The 5,233-nt window shown below is 32.6% G+C and carries 7 protein-coding genes; 4 read left to right on the forward strand and 3 right to left on the reverse strand.

Annotation, left to right across the window (positions count from 1 at the left end):
- Positions 1 to 515: DDE-type integrase/transposase/recombinase (locus CVD18_RS21350; RefSeq protein WP_146052839.1), on the forward strand; the 515-nt coding region annotated here is incomplete at its 5' end.
- 332 nt (positions 516 to 847) lie between these two features.
- On the opposite strand, the gene CVD18_RS21355 is transcribed toward CVD18_RS21350, so the two are convergent.
- Both CVD18_RS21355 and CVD18_RS21360 read right to left on the reverse strand, forming a co-directional pair.
- The gene (locus CVD18_RS21355) at positions 848 to 1,666 is read right to left on the reverse strand and encodes a phospholipase D-like domain-containing protein (RefSeq protein WP_103867496.1); all 819 of its coding nucleotides are present in this window, start codon (positions 1,664 to 1,666) and stop codon (positions 848 to 850) included.
- A gap of 43 nt (positions 1,667 to 1,709) precedes the next feature.
- The gene (locus CVD18_RS21360) at positions 1,710 to 2,306 is read right to left on the reverse strand and encodes a DUF6134 family protein (protein ID WP_103867497.1); all 597 of its coding nucleotides are present in this window, start codon (positions 2,304 to 2,306) and stop codon (positions 1,710 to 1,712) included.
- Positions 2,307 to 2,454: 148 nt separating this feature from the next.
- On the opposite strand from CVD18_RS21360, the gene CVD18_RS21365 reads away from it, so the two are divergent.
- From CVD18_RS21365 to CVD18_RS21375, 3 genes are all read left to right on the forward strand, one after another.
- Positions 2,455 to 3,000 carry a hypothetical protein gene (locus CVD18_RS21365; RefSeq protein ID WP_103867498.1) on the forward strand — a complete coding sequence of 182 codons (546 nt, stop codon included), beginning with the start codon at positions 2,455 to 2,457 and terminating at the stop codon, positions 2,998 to 3,000.
- Between the two features lie 56 nt (positions 3,001 to 3,056).
- Complete coding sequence (locus tag CVD18_RS21370) at positions 3,057 to 3,776, forward strand: peroxiredoxin (RefSeq protein WP_103867499.1); 720 nt, start codon at positions 3,057 to 3,059, stop codon at positions 3,774 to 3,776.
- A 158-nt stretch (positions 3,777 to 3,934) separates the two neighbouring features.
- Positions 3,935 to 4,549: a superoxide dismutase gene (locus CVD18_RS21375; protein ID WP_199185125.1), complete on the forward strand. Its 615-nt coding sequence runs from the start codon at positions 3,935 to 3,937 to the stop codon at positions 4,547 to 4,549.
- Between the two features lie 152 nt (positions 4,550 to 4,701).
- Here CVD18_RS21375 and CVD18_RS21380 read toward each other — a convergent pair whose 3' ends face one another.
- Entirely contained in the window at positions 4,702 to 5,139 is a 438-nt protein-coding gene (locus CVD18_RS21380; protein WP_103867500.1) for an Hsp20/alpha crystallin family protein, read from the reverse strand.
- Positions 5,140 to 5,233 lie beyond the last annotated feature (94 nt).

Raw genomic sequence — 5,233 nt, forward strand, 5'->3', positions numbered from 1 at the left:
CTATGGAGTGTTTAGAAATGGACATAAAGATGGTTTGGATTCCTTGCGTGGGTAAAAACGCTTATTTATTATCTATAATAGATGTGCATACACGTAGGATATTAAAAGACTATTTTTCTTTTTCTATTAAACAGGATAAGGTGATAGCGTTTTTGTCCGAGTTATTTTTAGAGTATCAATATCCTGATAATGTTGTGATTAGAAGTGACAATGGTAGTCAGTTTATAGCAAATAGTGTTCGTGAATATCTTGGACTTATAGGGGTTCAACAGGAGTTTACACACGTAGCCACACCAGAAGAAAATGCCCATGTTGAAGCCTATCATGGAATACTGAAAAAAGAAGTTTTTAAAAGAGTAGACTATAGAACTTTTGGACAAATTGAACAAATTCTAAAAAGGTATGTGATTTTCTATAACAATGATAGGCTTCATGGACTATTGGGACGTATTACGCCAATGGAGAAATGGAACAAAGACAAACACTTAATTTTAATCAATAAATTAAGCGCATAATTAATAATCGAAATTTAAAAGATCACTCTTGTTTTACAGGGGTCAAAACACTAACCATCACTAAAATAATAGGAAACATAGAAGAATTTAATTTCCTGATACCAAAAAAACAACCAACAATAACCCTAAATTAAGGGTGCGAAACTTGAGTAAGGATTAGTAATATAGACATACTTCTTTGCCCTATTGATTATTGAAAAATACAATTGATGAATAGATGAAAAATCTGAATCCGGTCCACTAGAGATAACTTGAGCAATTGATTTTCCTGAATCAGGATGCGTTAAAAAATACTTGGTAGACAATAGATTATCCTTACCACTTGCAAAACTCTAATCTACAGCAAAAACGGATTGTAGACTGTTTACAATAGGCCCTTTTAGTTGTAAGTGCATATCGTGCCAAACGCCAAGATTGGCATCACCTTTTATGTATTTGTCGGAGACATTAATACCTCCTGTAAAAGCTACTAGACCATCTACTATAACAACCTTTCTATGATTACGATAGTTTAGAGAAGAAATGAGTCTACCAAAACGCATAGGTAAAAAACCAAACACTTCTATACCTGCATCTTTAAGCAGTTTTAGATATTTATTGCTTAATAATCTACTCCCTAAATCGTCATACATAAACCGTACTTCTACACCTTCATTTACTTTCTGTTTTAAAATGGTTAAAAAGCGTTGCGCCAACTCACCATCTTCAAATATGTAATACTGTATATGTATAAATTGGCTAGCACTTTCCATTGCTTTAAAAATGGCATCAAAAGTAACTTGCCCATCTTTTAACGGCGTTAATTCGTTTCCTGAACTAGGCAAAAACTTGGCGCTTTTTGTAATCAGTTTTACCAGTTTAATATGATCTTTAAGTTGGGCAGGGATTTCTTCTTCTTTGCTATCAATGCGATTATAATAATCTTCGACTTTTTCTAGATAGTGCTTAATATCTTTGGTTTCTATTAGCTTATAGAACTTGTTCTTCTTTTTATTGCGACCTAGTATAAAATAGAATAACATACCACCAATGGGGATCGTAAAAACGGCTAATAACCACGCTAATGTTTTGGTAGGTCGGACACCATTTAGCAGTAGCTTAACCATTAAGACAATAGCCAGAAGAAAGTATAAAACAAATACTACAGTCATAATTTTAAGGTTCGAATGTTTTTTACCATAAAAAATTAGGCAATTACTGCTCTCTGGCAATCATTTCAAAACTGATGAGTCCACCATCGATAGTAGCTTTTTTTAAGAATCCGTGTTTATAATAATACATATTCTCTTTCCCTTTTGAATTGATTTTTTTATACGAATGATTTCCCATTGGCACAATCGTATTAAAGCTTCCATCTTGTTCTGAATAACAACTATTAATATTTATAGGTTCCTGAAAAAATAATTGAATAGTCGTATAAGAGATTGAGTCTTTCAATATTTTTTCTCTGTCATCATTTTTTACAATCTTATATGCAGTGTGCTCCCATTTGGTGTTTGTTTGGGCATGAGGTTTGTCATTGATTGTAATATTAACATTAGCCCTTTTTAACAAGCTGTTTTTGAATGCTACATCAAACGTGTAATTCACTTGAATATCCTTTATAACTCGCGTATTTATATGGGTTTCACTACGATAATAGATGGTGTCATCTTTTGTAGTTTGTGAAGATTTTAAGTTCCCTATAACCTTATTATGTAGTATAATGTCAAACTGCAGAGTAGTATCTGATGAATTCGAGATATCCCAAGGAGAAAGTAAAAAGTAGATTATTATTAAATTCCAAATCATAAGATTGTATTAAACTATTATAGGTAATCCAATTTGGTTACAAATTTCGGTATTCAAAAAATAATTAAACCTGACCTAGGTCATTTTAATACATAGCTAGTTCCTGTAGTTTTGATGTTTATAAATACTAATTAATTGGATAGAAATCATGCTGATAAAGAAAGAATTAGATTCTATAAAAATAGAAAGTATAGATGAACTTATTTTGGAACTCAATAATTGCGAAATCGGTAAAACAGAAGATAGCTACTTAAATGTAATGAAACGCATAGATATACCTCTTGTTGAATGGGAAAGACATTTCAAATTCAATGATAAGAAACCTGGAAGAGTTGCCTTATCCAAGACGGAAGATTATGATTTGTTTTTATCCTGCTGGGAAAAAGGGCAAGAGGGACCAATTCACGATATCGATTCTAAAGAAGCATGGATACATCCGATCTGCGGAAAATTTATAGAAGAACGATATAAGCTTTCTCACAACAAGCTAGAGCAAGTAAGCTCTGTTCTGTTAACTACTCAGAGCTACTCGTATATGCAAAAGTCAAAGACCATATATAAGTATTTAAATGCTTATGAAACCCGGTCAGTGTGTCTCCACTTATACTCTAAACCAGTAACAATATGGAGAGAGTATGATAAAGGAACTGGGCAGACGAGTATGGTAGAACATCAATATGATGGGATGTATTAATCAAGAAAAATATTAAAGAGGTATGAATAAATATTCATCCGCAACAAAAAATAATAATGGAAACAACACAAGAAAAAGAACAAATTACCGCAATGCCTAGAATAGGTGATAATGCACCTGCTTTTCACGCAGTAACAACCCAAGGAGATATTAACTTTCCTGACGATTATGTTGGAAAATGGGTGATTTTATTCAGCCATCCTGCCGATTTTACACCAGTATGTACTACTGAATTTATAACATTCGCAAGCCTTGAAGATAAGTTCGAGGAAGCAAACTGTAAGTTAGTTGGACTCTCAATAGATGGACTCTACAGTCATATAGCGTGGTTACGTACCATTAAGGATAAAATTGAATTTAATGGTATGAAAAACGTAGAGGTTAAATTTCCTTTAATCGAAGATATCACGATGGAAGTTGCCAAAAAATATGGAATGGTACAGCCAGGAGAAAGTAAAACACAAGCGGTAAGAGCAGTGTTTTTTATTGATCCAAACGGTATTGTAAGAGCTATCATTTATTATCCTTTAAGTTTGGGTAGAAATTTTGATGAGATTTACAGAGCTTTAATTGCTATGCAAACTGCTGATGCCTTTAAAGTAGCAACACCTGCTGATTGGAATCCTGGTGATGATGTAATTGTATCGCCCGCTGGTTCTTGTGGTGTAGCAGAGGAGCGTATGACATCTACTGATGAGTTGGACTGTAAAGATTGGTTTTTCTGTACTAAGAAATTAGATAAAGATGAAGTATTAGATACTATTCTTAAAAAATAAGAACCTCTTTTTATGATGTATTAAAGTTAACAGATAAAAAAGTAACAATGAACAAGCGGAAATTTTTAAAACAGTCTATGTTGGTATCAGCGGGAATATATATTGCACCATCAGTGCTGCTATCGGCTTGTAAGTCAGAATCCAAAAATGAAAATAGTATGAAAACAAATTCAGCCACAACAGATATTTTTGAATTACCTAAACTTCCGTATGGTTATAACGCTTTTCCAGACACTATTGACCCTTTGACTATGGAAATACATTATACGAAGCATCATCAAGGCTATGCCGATAAGCTTAACGCAGCATTAAAAAAATCCAATATTTCTGGGAAAACGATAGAAGAAATTTTAAGTATGGATAATCTTCCTACCGCTATCCGTAATAATGGTGGCGGTTATTATAACCATAATCTATATTGGGACGTCTTAACTCCTGGTGGTAAAATGAGTGATACCTTTAAATCTAAAATCATCGAAGACTTTGGGTCAGAGGAAGCTTTTATGAATGAATTGGCAGATGCAGGTGCAAAACGATTTGGGTCTGGTTGGGCTTGGGTTGTTCAGACTAATGACAAAAAGCTACATATTTTTTCTACTCCTAATCAGGATAATTCATTAATGAAAATAGCAGAAATGAATGGGACACCAATTTTAGGTATAGACGTATGGGAACACGCCTATTATCTCAAATATCAAAATAGACGAACAGAATATCTTCAGAAAATTTTAAAAATCATTAATTGGAATAAAGTTGAATCAAGAATGCTTTGATTTTTATTATGTTTCTATAATTCTGATATAGAAACTTACCATTACAACAATTCTACTCTTAGATTTTAAGGCTTATTAAAGGTTTAAAGAGCGGAAACAAAAAAGAAGGAGATGAATTGGTTCATCTCCTTCTTTTTTTTAATTTTCTCTTTTTAAGAGATCTCTACAGTTCTTGGTTTCTTTAGTTTAGCCTCTTCTTTTTTGATAAGGTTAAAACTTAATACACCATCTTTATAATGCGCCTTAACGTTTTCCTCTTTTACCGAATCTGGTAGTTGTAATCTTTTTTCGAAAGAGCTGTAGCTAAACTCTTGACGCGTATAGTTCTTATCTTTTTCTTCTTTTGAATCTGATTTTTCTGCTGAAATGTTTAGGCAACCATTATCGATGGTAACTTCAAAATCTTTTTTTGAAAAACCTGGAGCGGCTAATTCAACTTCAAAATCGTTCTCTGTTTCCTTGATGTTTAAGGCTGGCTCATTCAAATCCTTTGATAAAAATCCGTTATTAAAGAAATTATCGTTATCAAAAAAATCTGATGTCATAAGGTTTCCCCAAGGTCTTCTGTTTCTAAATTTTACTAGTGACATAATTTTAATATTTATCAGTTATTAATAAGAGCATAAATTAGTTTATCTTTTGTTTTAAAAATCCTTATTTTTAGGTTGTGAGAAGAAGAAATAA

Source organism: Aquimarina sp. I32.4 (genome assembly GCF_002924285.1).
In the GTDB taxonomy this organism is placed as follows: Bacteria; Bacteroidota; Bacteroidia; order Flavobacteriales; family Flavobacteriaceae; genus Aquimarina.

What these genes read in the sequence shown, in the direction of transcription:
- CVD18_RS21380 (WP_103867500.1), bottom strand. Translation starts at nt 5,139, where the DNA reads ATGTCACTAGTAAAATTTAGAAACAGAAGACCTTGGGGAAACCTTATG.
- CVD18_RS21360 (WP_103867497.1), bottom strand. Translation starts at nt 2,306, where the DNA reads ATGATTTGGAATTTAATAATAATCTACTTTTTACTTTCTCCTTGGGAT.
- CVD18_RS21370 (WP_103867499.1), top strand. Translation starts at nt 3,057, where the DNA reads ATGGAAACAACACAAGAAAAAGAACAAATTACCGCAATGCCTAGAATA.
- CVD18_RS21375 (WP_199185125.1), top strand. Translation starts at nt 3,935, where the DNA reads ATGAAAACAAATTCAGCCACAACAGATATTTTTGAATTACCTAAACTT.
- CVD18_RS21365 (WP_103867498.1), top strand. Translation starts at nt 2,455, where the DNA reads ATGCTGATAAAGAAAGAATTAGATTCTATAAAAATAGAAAGTATAGAT.
- CVD18_RS21355 (WP_103867496.1), bottom strand. Translation starts at nt 1,666, where the DNA reads ATGACTGTAGTATTTGTTTTATACTTTCTTCTGGCTATTGTCTTAATG.